Annotated in this window: 18 protein-coding genes and 1 tRNA gene; 6 read left to right on the top strand and 13 right to left on the bottom strand. The window is 55.4% G+C overall.

Annotated features, from left to right (window positions below; all coding sequences use genetic code 11):
- The first annotated feature begins 134 nt into the window (after positions 1 to 134).
- Complete coding sequence (locus tag A6U86_RS21440; protein ID WP_141683778.1) at positions 135 to 809, top strand: hypothetical protein; 675 nt, start codon at positions 135 to 137, stop codon at positions 807 to 809.
- A gap of 446 nt (positions 810 to 1,255) precedes the next feature.
- Here A6U86_RS21440 and A6U86_RS34830 read toward each other — a convergent pair whose 3' ends face one another.
- Together A6U86_RS34830 and A6U86_RS21435 are read right to left on the bottom strand one after the other, a co-directional pair.
- Positions 1,256 to 1,684, bottom strand: coding sequence for a type II toxin-antitoxin system PemK/MazF family toxin (locus A6U86_RS34830; RefSeq protein ID WP_083196932.1), 429 nt, complete (start codon positions 1,682 to 1,684; stop codon positions 1,256 to 1,258).
- A 238-nt stretch (positions 1,685 to 1,922) separates the two neighbouring features.
- Positions 1,923 to 2,144, bottom strand: a complete 222-nt coding sequence (locus A6U86_RS21435; RefSeq protein ID WP_068395024.1) for a hypothetical protein — start codon at positions 2,142 to 2,144, stop codon at positions 1,923 to 1,925.
- A 226-nt stretch (positions 2,145 to 2,370) separates the two neighbouring features.
- Between A6U86_RS21435 and A6U86_RS35260 the strand changes: the two genes are divergently transcribed.
- On the top strand, positions 2,371 to 2,982 hold the full coding sequence (locus A6U86_RS35260; protein ID WP_141683777.1) for a hypothetical protein: 612 nt from the start codon (positions 2,371 to 2,373) through the stop codon (positions 2,980 to 2,982).
- A 79-nt stretch (positions 2,983 to 3,061) separates the two neighbouring features.
- Here A6U86_RS35260 and A6U86_RS21425 read toward each other — a convergent pair whose 3' ends face one another.
- Positions 3,062 to 3,391: a helix-turn-helix domain-containing protein gene (locus A6U86_RS21425; protein WP_244510045.1), complete on the bottom strand. Its 330-nt coding sequence runs from the start codon at positions 3,389 to 3,391 to the stop codon at positions 3,062 to 3,064.
- Positions 3,392 to 3,500: 109 nt separating this feature from the next.
- Between A6U86_RS21425 and A6U86_RS21420 the strand changes: the two genes are divergently transcribed.
- The gene (locus A6U86_RS21420; RefSeq protein WP_068395016.1) at positions 3,501 to 4,325 is read left to right on the top strand and encodes a hypothetical protein; all 825 of its coding nucleotides are present in this window, start codon (positions 3,501 to 3,503) and stop codon (positions 4,323 to 4,325) included.
- A 230-nt stretch (positions 4,326 to 4,555) separates the two neighbouring features.
- Here the strand turns inward: A6U86_RS21420 and A6U86_RS36050 are convergent, their stop codons facing one another.
- The 9 genes from A6U86_RS36050 to A6U86_RS21385 form a co-directional block, all read right to left on the bottom strand.
- Positions 4,556 to 4,681: a hypothetical protein gene (locus A6U86_RS36050; RefSeq protein ID WP_275507287.1), complete on the bottom strand. Its 126-nt coding sequence runs from the start codon at positions 4,679 to 4,681 to the stop codon at positions 4,556 to 4,558.
- Positions 4,682 to 4,947: 266 nt separating this feature from the next.
- Positions 4,948 to 5,133, bottom strand: a complete 186-nt coding sequence (locus tag A6U86_RS35905; protein ID WP_068395015.1) for a hypothetical protein — start codon at positions 5,131 to 5,133, stop codon at positions 4,948 to 4,950.
- 800 nt (positions 5,134 to 5,933) lie between these two features.
- The gene (locus A6U86_RS21410; protein WP_244510043.1) at positions 5,934 to 6,374 is read right to left on the bottom strand and encodes a GNAT family N-acetyltransferase; all 441 of its coding nucleotides are present in this window, start codon (positions 6,372 to 6,374) and stop codon (positions 5,934 to 5,936) included.
- A 75-nt stretch (positions 6,375 to 6,449) separates the two neighbouring features.
- Positions 6,450 to 6,725 carry a DUF1778 domain-containing protein gene (locus A6U86_RS21405; protein ID WP_068395011.1) on the bottom strand — a complete coding sequence of 92 codons (276 nt, stop codon included), beginning with the start codon at positions 6,723 to 6,725 and terminating at the stop codon, positions 6,450 to 6,452.
- 537 nt (positions 6,726 to 7,262) lie between these two features.
- On the bottom strand, positions 7,263 to 7,751 hold the full coding sequence (locus tag A6U86_RS35255; protein WP_141683776.1) for a hypothetical protein: 489 nt from the start codon (positions 7,749 to 7,751) through the stop codon (positions 7,263 to 7,265).
- Positions 7,744 to 8,292, bottom strand: a complete 549-nt coding sequence (locus A6U86_RS21400) for a type II toxin-antitoxin system HicB family antitoxin (protein ID WP_068395009.1) — start codon at positions 8,290 to 8,292, stop codon at positions 7,744 to 7,746. Before A6U86_RS21400 ends, A6U86_RS35255 begins: the two co-directional genes overlap by 8 nt.
- A complete protein-coding gene (locus A6U86_RS36165; protein ID WP_068395007.1) occupies positions 8,289 to 8,537 on the bottom strand; it encodes a type II toxin-antitoxin system HicA family toxin in 249 nt (82 codons plus the stop codon). Before A6U86_RS36165 ends, A6U86_RS21400 begins: the two co-directional genes overlap by 4 nt.
- A 427-nt stretch (positions 8,538 to 8,964) precedes the next feature.
- A tRNA-Ala gene (locus A6U86_RS21390) sits at positions 8,965 to 9,040 on the bottom strand.
- A 152-nt stretch (positions 9,041 to 9,192) separates the two neighbouring features.
- Complete coding sequence (locus A6U86_RS21385) at positions 9,193 to 9,576, bottom strand: TIGR02300 family protein (RefSeq protein ID WP_068395033.1); 384 nt, start codon at positions 9,574 to 9,576, stop codon at positions 9,193 to 9,195.
- 362 nt (positions 9,577 to 9,938) lie between these two features.
- Between A6U86_RS21385 and A6U86_RS21380 the strand changes: the two genes are divergently transcribed.
- The 3 genes from A6U86_RS21380 to rpsA all read left to right on the top strand — a co-directional run bounded on the left by A6U86_RS21380 (position 9,939) and on the right by rpsA (position 13,121).
- The gene (locus A6U86_RS21380; RefSeq protein ID WP_068395031.1) at positions 9,939 to 10,574 is read left to right on the top strand and encodes an FMN-binding negative transcriptional regulator; all 636 of its coding nucleotides are present in this window, start codon (positions 9,939 to 9,941) and stop codon (positions 10,572 to 10,574) included.
- Positions 10,575 to 10,605: 31 nt separating this feature from the next.
- Positions 10,606 to 11,238, top strand: a complete 633-nt coding sequence (gene cmk, locus A6U86_RS21375; protein ID WP_068395005.1) for a (d)CMP kinase — start codon at positions 10,606 to 10,608, stop codon at positions 11,236 to 11,238.
- Between the two features lie 179 nt (positions 11,239 to 11,417).
- The gene (gene rpsA, locus A6U86_RS21370; RefSeq protein ID WP_068395003.1) at positions 11,418 to 13,121 is read left to right on the top strand and encodes a 30S ribosomal protein S1; all 1,704 of its coding nucleotides are present in this window, start codon (positions 11,418 to 11,420) and stop codon (positions 13,119 to 13,121) included.
- A 78-nt stretch (positions 13,122 to 13,199) separates the two neighbouring features.
- Here rpsA and A6U86_RS21365 read toward each other — a convergent pair whose 3' ends face one another.
- On the bottom strand, positions 13,200 to 14,858 hold the full coding sequence (locus A6U86_RS21365; protein ID WP_068395001.1) for a hypothetical protein: 1,659 nt from the start codon (positions 14,856 to 14,858) through the stop codon (positions 13,200 to 13,202).
- Between the last annotated feature and the right edge of the window lie 227 nt (positions 14,859 to 15,085).

Below are 15,085 nucleotides of genomic sequence, written 5' to 3'. Positions count from 1 at the left end.
TAGCCCTCGCTGAAAACACGCAGGGCAAGGTTCAAACATGGGTCAATTCTCAATGGAAATATCTGCCACCAACGGGTCAGTTCCTACCGGAAATCAACAAGCAAAGTTCCACTCACCAGAGGATAGGTTGACCAATGCCTGATAGCGATATCCCCTCACCGACACACTTTGAGCATAGCTTTGAGGATCAACGTATCGTGACACTACGCATACCGCTTCCCACAGCTCCCTTCAGTGCTCTTCCGCCGTTATCGTTGGATGAAGCGGAAGAGTGCATCATCGCAGCCATGCATAGTGGCACGACGAATAATCTCCGGCGAGCGTTCGACACGGTTCACGAGGATGCTGGTGTTGCCTTCCGGAATGTTTTGGAGGCCGCGATGCGCTGCGAACGAGTGTCTGAAGATTTTCGAGAGGCGTTACATCTGGATTGGACGGAGAGAGGGTTTCGCCTTCGAGCTAAGATCCAAGATGACGATCTGATTATTCGCGCCTTTCGCCAGGTTTTTCCGCCTTACAATGGAGGAAAATTAGTTCTGTATCGTGGGGAGCGCGCCGACGAACTCGAAGCGGGACGGATCGGGCTCAATTGGTCGACTGACCGTGAAGTTGCGATGAGGTTCGCGCGTGGACTCTGTACGACCTACGGATGCGATGGCGTCTTGCTCGTAGCGACCGCAGAACCCTCGGCAATCATCACGGGTCCGAATTATCATAGCGCCGACCATCTCCGTGAGATGGAGCATGTTGTGGATCCGAAGATGTTGGTTGAACTTAGCGAGGTGGAGCGGTTTCCACCCTCGACTTAGTCTTGCAGGCTGGATGTCATTGCGTCTTTAAAAACTACGGTCCCGCACTCCTCGGGTGCCACATTTGCTCGACGCCGCCGGTATTCCGGTCTGGATCGATTTCGAGCCTGCGATAGCTCATTGCAAGATCATCGTGAGCTCAGAACTGGAACGCCGAGAATGTGACCTTCACCGATAGCCGTGGAATCGCTTGAGAGTTTTTGGTCCGCTGGGGTCATCGCCTGAAGGCCTCGCGAGCGTGCGAAGAAACTTCGCCGAGCCAGTAAGATGGATAGCGCTTTTTTGAGTCAGCCTATGCGAGAAACAGAAACCCCGCCTCGGAAGGCGGGGTGTCAGCTACCTGAGCTTGGAATCGCGATGATAGCCCGCCGTCCACAGGGGACGGACTTGAGGCGCATTACGGTCCGCGAACGGCCCGCAAGCGCAAGCGAATCATATATGAGTCTTCACAGGTTCTTAGTCAAGTGATCTAAGCCGAGTGCAAAAAGGAGCGCTTCCCGCACCTTGGCAAGCTCCTCTTCTACGAGAATGATTTGTAAGTATTTTCGCTTCCCGGTATTTGGATCTCTGTCGGTAAACGGCAGCTTCAGGCGATTATAGCTGACGGTCGCCATCATGTCAGATTTCGCCCATTTAAACTTTCCGGGGTACGGGTCTGGGGCTTCGACAGGAAGTTCGATTCGCACCTGATAATTGGTGCGGTGGGCCGGAATCGATGTACTAAGCGGGACGACCGTACAAAGATTATCTCTTTTAGGAAGGCGCGGAGAAATCACGACTGCGAGCCGTTCCTTGACCATTTCAGGTTCTTTGAAGCCGGTAGAGTAGTCGCAGATAACGATTGTGCCAGGTTTAGGCGGATATTGGAGGCCCATATTGCTCTTTAGCAGTTCCTATTGGGCCTTCGTTCGATCGGTTCACTAAGTTGCACTGATGCTTATACAGGCCTCATGACCCGACGCGGAAACCGAGCCGATTTCCAAGAGTTGCGATGATTCGCTAGGAATCGCAATCTTGCCGGGCAGCCATCGGTCGCAATGCATGTGTATTTCCCGCAATTTCACTGCTTTGCGCGAAGGGATGAGGTCTTTCCCATGGGTCGGCCTGTCGCTTTTAGGCCGGACGAATAACGATCCCAGTGTCTTCAATCTCGAACACGTCGTCTTCGCCCTGTTCGAATAGATCCTCGCCAGTAGATAAGCGGAACTGGGCCGTGCCTAGAACTTTGACGGGACCTCCCGCGATCGATTGCCTTACGATACTTGGTTTGAATTCGACTACCACATAATGGTTGCCGTCATCTCCAATGTAGTCACGTCTACCTATTTCCTGCATGCTCCGCCTCCCATTTCGAGGGAGGAAATTGCCATCATGCTCGCAGGAGTCAATGGTTCTAATCCACCAGTTCTCCTTTGCTTTTCCACTGTTTGCGCCACAACTGATCACTACCCTGTGGATATTAGACGGCGCGCAACTGTGAAAACAACAGGCGTTCGCCAAGGCATACATAGCTCGGTAGCCGTTACTCCGCATCCCAAACCCAATCAACGGAGTCGACATCATGACGATGCCCTTTGCAACACATCAATTTTCGGATTCAACTGTGGCCAGTGACCGCGAACAATTAGTCGCCAATGTAGCCAAAATGGTAGAGGCACTGCATCCAACCCATGGGCATGACCAGGCACTTGAATTGGGGCGGCGACTTGCTGCTGCTAGACAGCGGCACAATGAACTCGACGAAAAGAGCTTGGAATTGCCAGACAGGAGCCATGTGGCGTCCAGCATATTCGATGATGCCATGCACCACGAATATGATCGGGAATGGGCTCTCCGCCAATCCCTGTCTTTTGAGCGAGCCGAAAGCTGCGCCGGGGCGGCGATTCAAGTTGCAGAATCTCTGATAGCTCTCGACATGATTTGGGATCAGTTTCCCAGGGAAAGTGAAACTTTCGACGTCAAGCAGGATTATCGTAGGCTGAATCGCCTCCTCTTTTCTGTACTTCGCTTCCTCAAGCAGGAAGCCGCTGATGAACTCGGCGACTGCATCGACGACACGTTCCGCGACCCTTGGTTTTCTGCCGAGGAAGCAACCGCTCAGCATGAAACTTGGCTTGAGAAACATGAATTGGAGCGTCAAGCTCGTATCGCTCGAAAAAACGCGGCTCGGTAGCTCACATCGAGCCAATCGGCCGAGGCCCACTCTCGGCCATTTTCCTTTGTCTCCGCTGTGTTGGCAAAACTAATCTGCTTCAACCACCACTACCGGGACCGCCGTCACCCTCCTTGAACTCCGGATATTGGATCATCTCACGGTCGGTCGTTTCGAAAGACTTTGCAGAACGCCTGATGCGCAGTCCGCGCCCTCCGGGCACCATCTCACCATCGCTCTGGAAAATGATCCCTGCCGTCTCCAGCGCAGCTTGAATTGCACGAAGGGTGGATGCCTTCGGATCGGCCGTCCCGCGTTCGATGTTGTTGAGGCCTGTTGTCGAAATGCCGGCGGCCTTCGCCAAATCGGCCTGCGTGAGGCCAAGCATGGCGCGGGCGGCTCTTATCTGATCGGGTTCAATCATAGGCATTTAATACAGTGAAGTTTCTTTTTTATCAAGCGCACTTGACATTGGCTATAAGTAGGATTTAATTCAACTACAGTTGATTTTTTATCAAGCCAGAACGAGGGAGATTGAAATGCACAGCACTGATACGATCAGCAGACAGGTCACAACCTCGGCAACAGACCTCGGCCGGCTGCGGGAGATATTGAAATCAGGCGACGTTCAGGCGGCTATCGCGCTTTTGGAGTCCAGCCAGTCAATATCTAGCGGCTCAGAAGAGAACCATGAGTTGTTGGAAGGCCATGAAGCCCTTCACAAAGCCCACGAAGCGTTAAGAAACGCGAAGGATGATCTGGAATGGCTTGCGGATGAATGGCGGCATCGATGGCCGCTCGCTCCCGAGGAAATCCTTGAGGGCATGAATGCTCATATTTCTCGCGATGCCAACGCCGAACGCGATATTCTCGGCCGTTACATCATGAGGGACACGAGTGTTTTGACAAAGCGCCTGTCCCGAAAATATCGGGAAAAGAATGCGACAATGTGCTTTTCGGTGCTGACGCCGGAGGAAGCCGAAGAGAGGATGGCTTTCTGGATTTCGAACGTTCCCAATGGTCGCACACCTAAATCTCTCGCCGAAGCACAGGGGCGCCGGGACAAAATAATCGCGGAACTCAAACACAAGCTTGTTTTAGCGCGGGAATATAGTGAGGAAACAAATCGCCTCCGCGGGGAGGCAAAAGTCGACCTGGCAAAGCAACGCATCGCGAGTGCCGTATCTCAAATACATGTTGAGCGGCAAAAAATATCCCGCCTTACTGCATTCACCCATGTTGGACTCCGCATCAAAGCTGAAGCGCTGAGGGAGGGATTGTTTTTCCAAGCCGGCATGGTCGAACTCGAGCCAGTACAGGAGATGATTCGCTTCATCGAAACAGCAATCGAGCTAAATTCATAAAGACAGAGGCTTATTCTAGGACTTTCGAGAGCAATACGCGCGCGCGAGGACCCTCTTCTGGTCTCCGACGGAAGCGCGGGACCGGCATGCGCTCTGTTCTAAATGTGCCCCTCAGGCACATTATCCGGGGGACGCGCGGCAAGAATGGCAAGACGTTCGCGCAATGGCGGATCCGCCTTGCTTACACCAATGTACTTGTCACCCGAATTCCATATGTGGAAGGCTGAAGATTATGGCTTCTTCTGCTTATTAGATTCGACTGCCTTGGCCCCAAGAGTAGGCGCAGCAGCAGGAGCGGCCTTGTCTTTCTTGGGTTTGCGGATCTCTTTATTGCTTTTAGCTTGACCCTTGGCCATGGATTCTTCCTGTTTGCGATGATGGCTCATTACCGAGCAGCCGAAGAAAGAATGCAAGTTATATTTTGGTTTCAAGCTGTGGGGAACGTCACCGGTTGGGAATTCGCCGAAAGGCACCGACCGAGGTCGAGAAGAGCAGTCATTCATCGTAAGGGATTCGAATGTCGGATGACCATGCGCGGTAACATCGAGGTATGGTTTGCGTGCATGTACGCGCGTCGATCAAAAGGCTGCCCGCCAGCGGAATGGAAGGCCGGATTGTCTCGTCACCTGGACCGCGGTGTCCGGGTGACGTTGTGGGCGAGTTCGCTCGTCGTGGCAAACTCACCAAATAACGCGGTGAGCTGGGCTAGCTCCTTGCCATCCAGTCGATGAAGTGCGCAAAAGTCTGCGATGCACCAAACCTTCGTCGCGACGACAGGCTCGGCGGATTTCGAATCAATATGTCGCATCTATGTCCTCCCATCAACGATGGTAGTGAGAAGAAAATTAGCTTGCAATGAAATGTTGATGGCCCTGCGCGTGGCTGGATGATTTCGAGATTTTTAAAAAAATTTCTGATCGACCGCGTAGCAGGTCTGCGCAACGCAGTTTGCGATCAGATGCAAGAGGGACTGAGATCGGCTTGCTGCGCCGACATTGCCGCAGCCGCTTATAGGAGTTTCGGGACCAATACGCGCGCGAGGCGCAGGCCGAAATCTGGGCGTTTCAGCTCAAGGTTCCGATAATTAAAGGTTATCGGTAATCAGATATCGGCTCACACGACGAAATTGGGAGATTCAAAAATGTTCTACGCCCTTCGACGCCGCGGTGAATCCGATCGGCAAACCCTCGTCGAGTTCGCACGAAAAAGCGACTTAGAAGCCGCCGGCTGCTCTGGGCAATATGCTTTTTCAATCGTCCGTGCGGACCAAGCACGCAAATGGGTGCAGAGTGGCAAAGAGCACGAAACAGGATTGTTCGTGGATGATGGGCGAATCCGATACGCCTCATTGCACCCTTAGGAGCAACAAAGTCGTCCCTTGGCCGTAGCGCCGGTGCTCCAGGCTCGCCCACCAAAGACTTTTCGAACACTGGTCGCCGTTTGATCCTCTTCAGCGGTCGAGGAGCGCTCCATCAAACAATGGAGCTGCAACTTTCCCCTTCGAGGACTCCTGGTCCAGTAACCGGGAATTCGCGGCTGTGAAAAGCGAATACCGCTTTGATGCTTAGCTACAGAGCCCAAAGCACGTAGCTGGATATATGCTGCGGTTTAGGAAGTAGCCTGATTTAGCGATTCAATAATATCCTTGGCGGGTAAAATTAGACGCCGTTCCATATTCTTGGTTTCTTGAAAATGAAATTTTTTGTAAAATGACATGGCATCGTCGTCGAGCGCGTTTACGACAACGCCACGGAAAGCTACTAATTGGGCAGCCGACACTATGCTCATTAAAGCGTTTTTTAAGAGCGCTTTGCCCAGCCCTCTCCCCTGATGTGCGGTAGCAACGGCCAGCCGAGCCAAAACTGCTACTGGAATTTCAGTAGGGGCTTGGGTGCCTTTGACCGAACGGGAAACATCGTTTCGATGTATCATACCAGCGCAAACAGAATGATAGCCAACGACGTGATAAGCCTCGTCTGCAATAACAAACGTTCGAGTATATCCCTGTTCTTGGTTATAAAGCGCCATATCTTTGAGCCAGTCATCCAACGAGGGCTTTCCTGACGAAAAACCCTCGAGGATGTGCTGGCTACTAATTGGGCAAGGCTTTCTGTAGGACAAAAGTCAATCCATCCATTCCACTTTGGTCTGGAATAGTTTGACAAGGTTATCCCTAGCGACGCCCGGTACTGCAAGTTGATCGCTTACAGCCTCAAAAACATCTGCAGATACCCCTATGAATCGTTGATCCAGCAACTCTTCTTGAGCGGAGTAGACAGATGCCTCAGTCATAAACGCAGTAATGCTCTTTCCGCAAACTTCGGCAGCTCGCGCAATGAGTTCGTGCGTTTCCGGCTCAATCCGTAGATTGACGGTTTTGGTTTTCTTAAGGGCGGACATCTCATTTCTCCATTCAATCGCACGTTAAATGATTTGTGCGACGCACTCTTACTAGCGATCGAATACGACCATGTGTTGGCAATGTAAATACGCCAGAATAAATTTCAATTAACGAAAAGGTTCGACCTCGGTTAATGCTCTGAAACCATTTCAGGATTTTTTTAATCACAAAATCGTTTTGCATCGCATGTCGCACGGATTCGCCTGCGTTGCCCATAAATGCTTAGAAATGGGCGCTGCAGAACCAACGCTGATGGCTTGCGCACAGATACGACGCGCTCGATTTCATCAGAATTAATCAAAGTCTCGGAGTGCGGTATAGCCGTTTCTCCCTGCATAAATTGCTGTAATCAATAGCGTGCGGGCTTCAGATACACTTCTGGCAACGCGCGCGACGCCCTGAATTATGTTGTCACGGCTCCGCAGCGCAACAGAAGGCCCACAACGATTGACTGGAGCGCCACGAGACGCTCCGAGGAAAACCGATTCCAGCTTTTCCACTATCAATAAGGCCACGAGAAGTTGATTGATATATAACTATATATCAGATTCTACATGTTTGATATTGTCGTCTTCTGATGGAGCGAGAGACGGATCACCAGTAGCATCAACTGCTGCTGGTGTTGGAGGGAGCGGAGGAAACGAAGTTCGCATTTGGTGGCTTATAATGGCGAAGAGGCCAGAAAACGCGCCCCAGATCGATGTTGCAGCATATCTCTTTGCCGCGGAAATTACGTCCCCCGAATTGCTCAAAGAATGACGAAGAATGCAAGCGTATGTCGCACTAACGCTCACGAAGTCTTCTTCGTCATCTGGCGCTCGCTTTCCAACGGTCAGATGGCAAGTAAAGAAATACTGATGTTCTTCAATTTGAACAGGCTCATCGACGGCAACATTATAGCGCAGCTCGATCTTATCGCCTTCTGGTTCTGGAGATACATCTATGCTGATATCAACCAAAGACTGAGCAACCAGGCGATGAGAAACTTTGCCGGGAGCCTTTTGGGAAGCGGCACTTTTACCCATGCAGCTTCACTCGACCGGTATGTGACGGAACTACTCGACGTAGTAGGCTAATCGGCTCAACTTCCTCACCCTCATAGGCAGCATAGAACTCACGCCGTTCGCGGATGACGTTTGCCCCGTAATCGGCTTGCACTTGGAGGCGCTGAACTGTCTCAAGGGTGGCCATTTCCTGCCGCTTTCTTGAAAACACTCCATCAAATCGCTCCGATATCTTGGCGCATTCAATCTTCTCTGTGATTGCCGTGCATATCCAAGCGTTCAGCGAAACATCGTCATCGGCTGCGGCCATAGCGGCGCGGCGATGAAGAACCGGGTCCATACGGATGTTAAGAGAACCCTTAAAGGGCTTTTCGGGATCTCGGCCCTCGTCTCTGCAAGTCTGAATATACTCGTCAATAAGGGCGCGGGCAACGGCTTCGACGTCCTTGGCGTTTTCGCACTCCGCCAGCAGAAGGTCATCGATATGAAGAATCTTGATGAAGAGGCTACCGCCTTCGTATTCGACAGAAGCTTGATACCCTTTGTAAGTGATCGGCTTCATATTTCTTTCCTATCCAGCAGGTAATTTCGAATTTGATTGACCAAGTAGGACTTGATCTCATTGCCAGGGTGAGGCTCGTGGACAATGATCACTTTCTTAGTGATAGCGTGGATAAATTTGCGGCCTGCTCCGTCTCCATTCTTGACCTCATACCCTAGTCCAATAAGCAGCTTGACAAGCTTGCTATATGGAAACGGACCTTTGCATGCCCTGAACTCCTCCTTCAGCGTATCTATGCGCGTCATATGTCAGCCAAATAATGAATAAGCCGCGCATAAGTTCCACTGCAACTGAAATTCAGTTGCACGGCTGTCCTATACGTAGTTTTGATTACGATCAAGTTAATTCCCTGCAACCTTGAATGAAGCGAGTCGCGCGCAGAATATCAACGCTCGGGCGAAATTCAACAGGTTCGCATTGAACGCTATTTTGTCCGTTAGGTTGCGGACAGCTAGAGGGAAATAGAGTCCCACGACTGAGGGTGGCTTGTTGCGTCGCTTTTCGCAGCCCATGGTGTGAGCCAGTATTTCATACCAAACGATGCGGGAGCGGCAATTTTCGTGAAGCCAACGAAGCCGTGGGCGCGCGCTTCCCTAGTGCTTCCCCAAACTGCCGCGCCACGAGGGTGGGGATCACAAAATAACTTAACCATCTGAATAAGCTTGGAAAATTTGGTGGAGCTAAGCGGGATCGAACCGCTGACCTCTTGCATGCCATGCAAGCGCTCTCCCAGCTGAGCTATAGCCCCATCAAGGTGGTGCCGTTTGACCGGCCCTGGGTCCCTTCCGAGCGCGTTGCCCGTCGGGGTGGCGGCTTATTACTTGTGGTTTTTACAGATAGCAAGCCGAAAAATTCGGCCCGGAACACTTTTCTTGCTGCCCGGGCCGATTGCCCTTGAGATCAGACGTCGTCGTCGTCGCCGGTAACGCCGATGATGTCGCTCATGTCGTCATCATCTTCATCTTCATCGGCTTCGAGGAAGGTATCGTCGTCATCGTCATCGATTTCGACTTCGTCGTCACCGATATCCGGAATATCGTCGCCGCCGGCGGCTGCCTCGTCGGCATCCTCGAGCGACACCAGTTCGACTTCGGTGTTCTCGGTATCGACTTCGGCCACTTCTTCTTCTTCCGGAACTTCCTTCGCAGCCGAGGTTTCCTCGAAGAAGGACAATGGCCAGGATTTGCCGGTATAGGGCGAGATCACCGGATCCCGGTTCAAGTCGTAGAACTTCTTGCCGTTATCCGGATCGGTACGTTTTGTTCCAAGGTCCGCTTTCGCCACTGTCAAAGCCTCATGAATGGCCGAATGGAAATTCGGCAATGCCGGGGAAGCCGGCGTTTTAAGGGAAATATCAGCCGGTCCCCTTAATCGTTGCGGTCGTTTCTGTCAAAGCTAAACTTCATACCGCTCTGCACACGGTTTTCGCGCATTGCGGCAGAATGGGTCAACCGATGTCTATTGAAGAGCAGTTGCGCCTCCAAAACATCTATCGCAAGGCCACCGCTTTTCCTGTTTTTTTGATATGATGACAAGATTGGGCGCGACGATCGAGGTCGAGGACTGCTAGAGCGCGATCAGGCAAGCAGATGGCAGCCTACCTTCATCACGTGCCCCAGGATGGCGACAGCAAACGGACCGGAACCATGTATCAGCCGCCCCAACATCGCGAAGACGATCTCGATACGCAGCACGACCTTATCCGGGCGCACCCGCTCGGATTGCTCGTTACGGCTGGTGATGGCGGCCTGATGGCCAATGCCATCCCGTTTCACCTCAAGACCGGCTCTTCGCCGAAGGGCACGCTGCAGGCGCATGTCGCGCGGGCAAACGGCCAGTGGAAGGAAATCGCAGCCGGCGCACCGGTCCTCGTCGTCTTCCAGGGCGCCGACACCTATATCACGCCGTCCTGGTATGCGACGAAGCAGGAAACCGGCAAGGTCGTGCCGACCTGGAACTATGCGATCGTGCAGGTTCGCGGCAGCGCACGGACGATCGACGATCCCACCTGGCTGCGCGCCCAGATCGGCGCATTGACAGGCGAGAACGAAAGCAGCCGCCCGCAGCCCTGGGCAGTCGACGATGCTCCGCCGGAATTCGTTACGGCCCAGCTGAAGGGTATCATCGGCATCGAGATCGACATGGAAACGATTGAAGGCAAATGGAAAGTCAGCCAGAACCGGCCGCTTGCCGACCGGCAGGGCGTGGCCGGTGGCCTCGACACGATCGATCGCACCGACGCCGCCGAAATGGCGGATCTGGTGCGACGCTACAGCAAGTAATATCTGGATTAAGGCTGGGGACAGAAGAAGAATGATCATCGCCATCGATGGGCCTGCGGCGGCGGGCAAGGGAACCTTGGCGCGCCGGATTGCGGAAACCTATGGCTTTCACCATCTCGACACCGGCCTCACCTACCGCGCAACCGCCAAGGCCCTGCTGGATGCCGGCCTGCCGCTCGATGACGAAGCCGTCGCCGAGGCGATGGCGCGCAAGGTCGACCTCGCCGGGCTCGACCGGACTATCCTGTCGAAACACGAGATCGGCGAGGCGGCATCGAAGATCGCCGTCATGCCGGCGGTGCGCCGGGCTCTCGTCGAGGCGCAGCGCCGCTTTTCGCTGAAGGAACCGGGCGCTGTGCTCGATGGGCGCGATATCGGCACCGTCGTCTGCCCGGATGCGCCGGTGAAATTCTATGTCACCGCTTCTGCCGAGGTGCGGGCGAGACGGCGCTACGAAGAGATCGTCGAGGCCGGCGGCAGCGCCGACTACGCGGCCATTTTCGAAGATGTGCAGCGGCGCGACGAGCGCGATATGGGCCGCACCGACAGTCCGCTTCGCCCTGCGCAAGAGGCGTACTTGCTTGATACCTCAGAAATGAGTATAGAAGCGGCGTTTCAGACGGCAAAGTCGATCATCGACGCCGCTCTGAGCCGAAATGCATGACAATATGAGCGGCTTTCGCGCGTTCCTAGCGCCCGAAACCGCCAATCAATAGCCTGACATTCCGTCCATGCGCCGGATAGCTTCCCGAAGGGGAGGCGGACTGGGGTCAGGCCTGTTTAACGCGAACCACCGGCGCGTCAGTGTCCAGATTGCATGATCGGGACACGCCAGGAGATTTTATGTCTGTAACAACCCCCTCTCGCGAAGATTTCGCGGCCCTTCTCGAAGAATCCTTTGCCAAGAACGATCTGGCCGAAGGCTATGTCGCCAAGGGTATCATCACGGCCATCGAAAAGGATGTCGCCGTTGTGGACGTCGGCCTCAAGGTCGAAGGCCGCATCGCGCTGAAGGAATTCGGTGCGCGCGCCAAGGACGGCACGCTCAAGGTCGGCGATGAAGTCGAAGTCTACGTCGAGCGTATCGAAAACGCGCTTGGCGAAGCCGTTCTCTCGCGCGAAAAGGCTCGCCGCGAAGAAAGCTGGATCAAGCTCGAAGTCAAGTTCGAAGCTGGTGAACGCGTCGAAGGCGTCATCTTCAACCAGGTCAAGGGTGGCTTCACCGTCGATCTCGACGGCGCTATCGCCTTCCTGCCGCGTTCGCAGGTCGACATCCGTCCGATCCGCGACGTGACCCCGCTGATGCACAACCCGCAGCCCTTCGAAATCCTCAAGATGGACAAGCGCCGCGGCAACATCGTCGTATCGCGTCGTACGGTTCTCGAAGAGTCCCGTGCCGAGCAGCGTTCTGAAATCGTTCAGAACCTCGAAGAAGGCCAGGTTGTTGACGGCGTCGTCAAGAACATCACCGATTACGGTGCGTTCGTTGACCTCGGCGGCATCGACGGCCTGCTGCACGTCACCGACATGGCATGGCGCCGTGTGAACCATCCGTCGGAAATCCTGTCCATTGGCCAGCAGGTCAAGGTACAGATCATCCGCATCAACCAGGAAACCCACCGTATCTCGCTCGGCATGAAGCAGCTCGAGAGCGATCCGTGGGATGGCATCCAGGCCAAGTATCCGGAAGGCAAGAAGATTTCCGGTACCGTCACGAACATCACCGACTACGGTGCGTTCGTCGAGCTGGAGCCGGGCATCGAAGGCCTGATCCACATCTCGGAAATGTCCTGGACCAAGAAGAACGTTCACCCCGGCAAGATCCTGTCCACGAGCCAGGAAGTCGAAGTGGTCGTTCTCGAAGTCGATCCGACCAAGCGCCGTATTTCGCTTGGCCTGAAGCAGACGCTCGAAAATCCGTGGGCTGCGTTCGCCCGCAACCATCCGGCCGGCACCGAAGTCGAAGGCGAAGTCAAGAACAAGACCGAATTCGGCCTGTTCATCGGCCTCGACGGCGATGTGGACGGCATGGTGCACCTCTCCGACCTCGACTGGAACCGTCCGGGCGAACAGGTCATCGAGGAGTTCAACAAGGGTGATGTCGTCAAGGCTGTCGTTCTCGACGTCGACGTCGACAAGGAACGCATCTCGCTCGGCATCAAGCAGCTCGGCAAGGACGCAGTCGGCGAAGCAGCAGCTTCCGGCGACCTGCGCAAGAATGCAGTCGTTTCCTGCGAAATCATCGCAGTCAACGAAGGCGGCATCGAAGTGAAGCTCGTCAGCCACGAAGACATCACCTCGTTCATCCGCCGCGCCGATCTGTCGCGTGACCGTGACGAACAGCGTCCGGAGCGTTTCTCGGTTGGTCAGGTTGTCGACGCTCGCGTCACCAACTTCTCCAAGAAGGACCGCAAGATCATGCTGTCGATCAAGGCTCTGGAAATCGCAGAAGAGAAGGAAGCTGTTGCTCAGTTCGGTTCGTCCGACTCGGGCGCTTCGCTCGGCGACATCCTGGGTGCGGCTCTGAAGAACCGCAACGCCGAATAATCCTCGGTAGAAGCCTGGAAACAAAAGACCCGCCGGAGCGATCCGGCGGGTTTTTCTTTGGCTGCGATACGATCCCGGCTATTCCCAGGCCACCATGCGGCGATAGAAATCGAAAGCGTGGTCGCGCTGGCGATCGGCGAGCGAAGGTTGCGGCAAGGCAGGCAATTCCGGTGTGACAGTGGCGCCCTGGCGGGAAGCATCGAGGTCTGATTCCGCATCATCGGGAGTCCCTGCAGCCGTCTGCGGCTGCGTATCCCGCTGCTCTGAATCCGCGTCATCCTGATCTTGCGGCGTTTCGCCGTCGTCGGCACGTTCCCCTTCTTCATCCGCAATGGGATCCACGCGATCGACCCGTTTCGATTCGCTTGTTTTGGCAGGAGTGGTTGCCGGCAGGTAGTTGGCGACGACGAAGGGAACGCCAACCACCGGCACCTGAACCGGCATCCCCGCCTGCTCCGCCGTATCGTACATGGCCATGCCGGCCGAAGAAGGCGCCGGCGGCTGCGATTTGCCGGCAAGTGCCGCAGCGGAAACGGGCAATTCAGGCTCTTCAGCCAACGCGACCGGTATCGCACTCGCCGCAACAAGCCGGCTCCTGCCATTGTCATCGACGGGAGGTTGCGGCTGCGATGCCTGCCCTGCCCCGTTGCCGGTCAGCGCCTGCGCTATGGTTTTTTCGACCGAAGCTCCGGGATTGCTGATGATCTGCATGAGGTCGGGATTGGTGGCAATCACTGACGGGCTGATGACGACCTGCAGTCCCTGCTTGAGATCGGCCTGGATCTGCTGGATGTCGCGCGGCGGCGGTGGCGGCGCAAGCGGCGATCTGATCAGTTCGACTTCGGTCGGAAGCGTGGCCTCGGCGACGATCGCCGCCAGCAGCGGTCCCGCGGCCAGATCTTCGACCAGGGAGGCGAGCTGCAAGGGCGAAATCGTGGCGGTACCGGTGTTCGGGCTTGCTGACGTCGCTTGCTGCGGCGGAACGGCTCCATTTTGCGCGGGTGCCTGCAGCGGGACTGTCTGGGCGGCGGTGGGCACCGATTGGGCCACAGTATCCGGCTGAGACGCTTCCTGTGGTGCGGGCGACGGCTGTGCCGTGGATTGGGTGGCCAAAGGCGCCAGCGGCTCCTCCGACGGGAGCGCCGGGCTGATCGCCTGAGCGACCAGGGCAGCTACCTTCTGCAATGGTGCGGCCCCGGGCGCCTGCGTCTGGGCCGGCACCGGCTTTGCCTCGCCGGCATTCTGACCGTAGGAATTGACGACCGCCTTCAGCACGGCATCGGGCTCGGCAGCCGCTGACCGCTCCAGATTGAGAGCCAGTTGCACCGCCTGCGGGCTCTCGGGCTCCTGCAACACCTCGGCCAGCAGCGGCAGCGGCACCCTTGTGCTCAGCTGCGCGTCCAGCTTTTGCTGCGCGACGACGAGCTGTTGCGGCGAGAGGCTGCGAATTGCAACGGCGACACGCTGGGCGAAAGCGGCGTTGCTTTCACCCGGTTCGCGGGAAACGTTCAGCACCGCGCTGGCGGCATCGATGGCGGAAAGCAGGCTATCAAACATGCGTTCACGCGCTGCGGCCAGCAGCAGGTTCAACTTGCCTTCGACGCTGGTATTGACCGCACTCGACAGAACAGCAACCGGCGTTGCTGCCGTCTGGAGCCCGGCGGTCTCCGCCGTCGCGACTACGGGCTTTTCGACGGGCACACCCACAACAGACACGGCACCAACGGGAAGCAACATGACATGCTCCTTTGTCTGGCAAGACGACGATGGAAGCGGGGGCAGGTTCAGTCAGGGTCCGCTCATGCGGCCGGTGGATTTTCAATTGCCCGATGACCGAGATGGCAAGCGCAGATGCGCCGGGCTGGAAATCAGCTGCAAAATAGCAGCCTATTCCTTAAAAGATCACTAAATTAAGGAGGACGATGCCACTTTTGCGGCACCGGCCCCGTGAATTTCACCCGCAG

This window comes from Rhizobium sp. AC27/96, from assembly GCF_001692325.1.
Lineage (GTDB): Bacteria > Pseudomonadota > Alphaproteobacteria > Rhizobiales > Rhizobiaceae > Rhizobium.
Note: the sequence above shows the minus strand (reverse complement) of the source record. Positions and strands in the feature narration are given on the sequence as shown.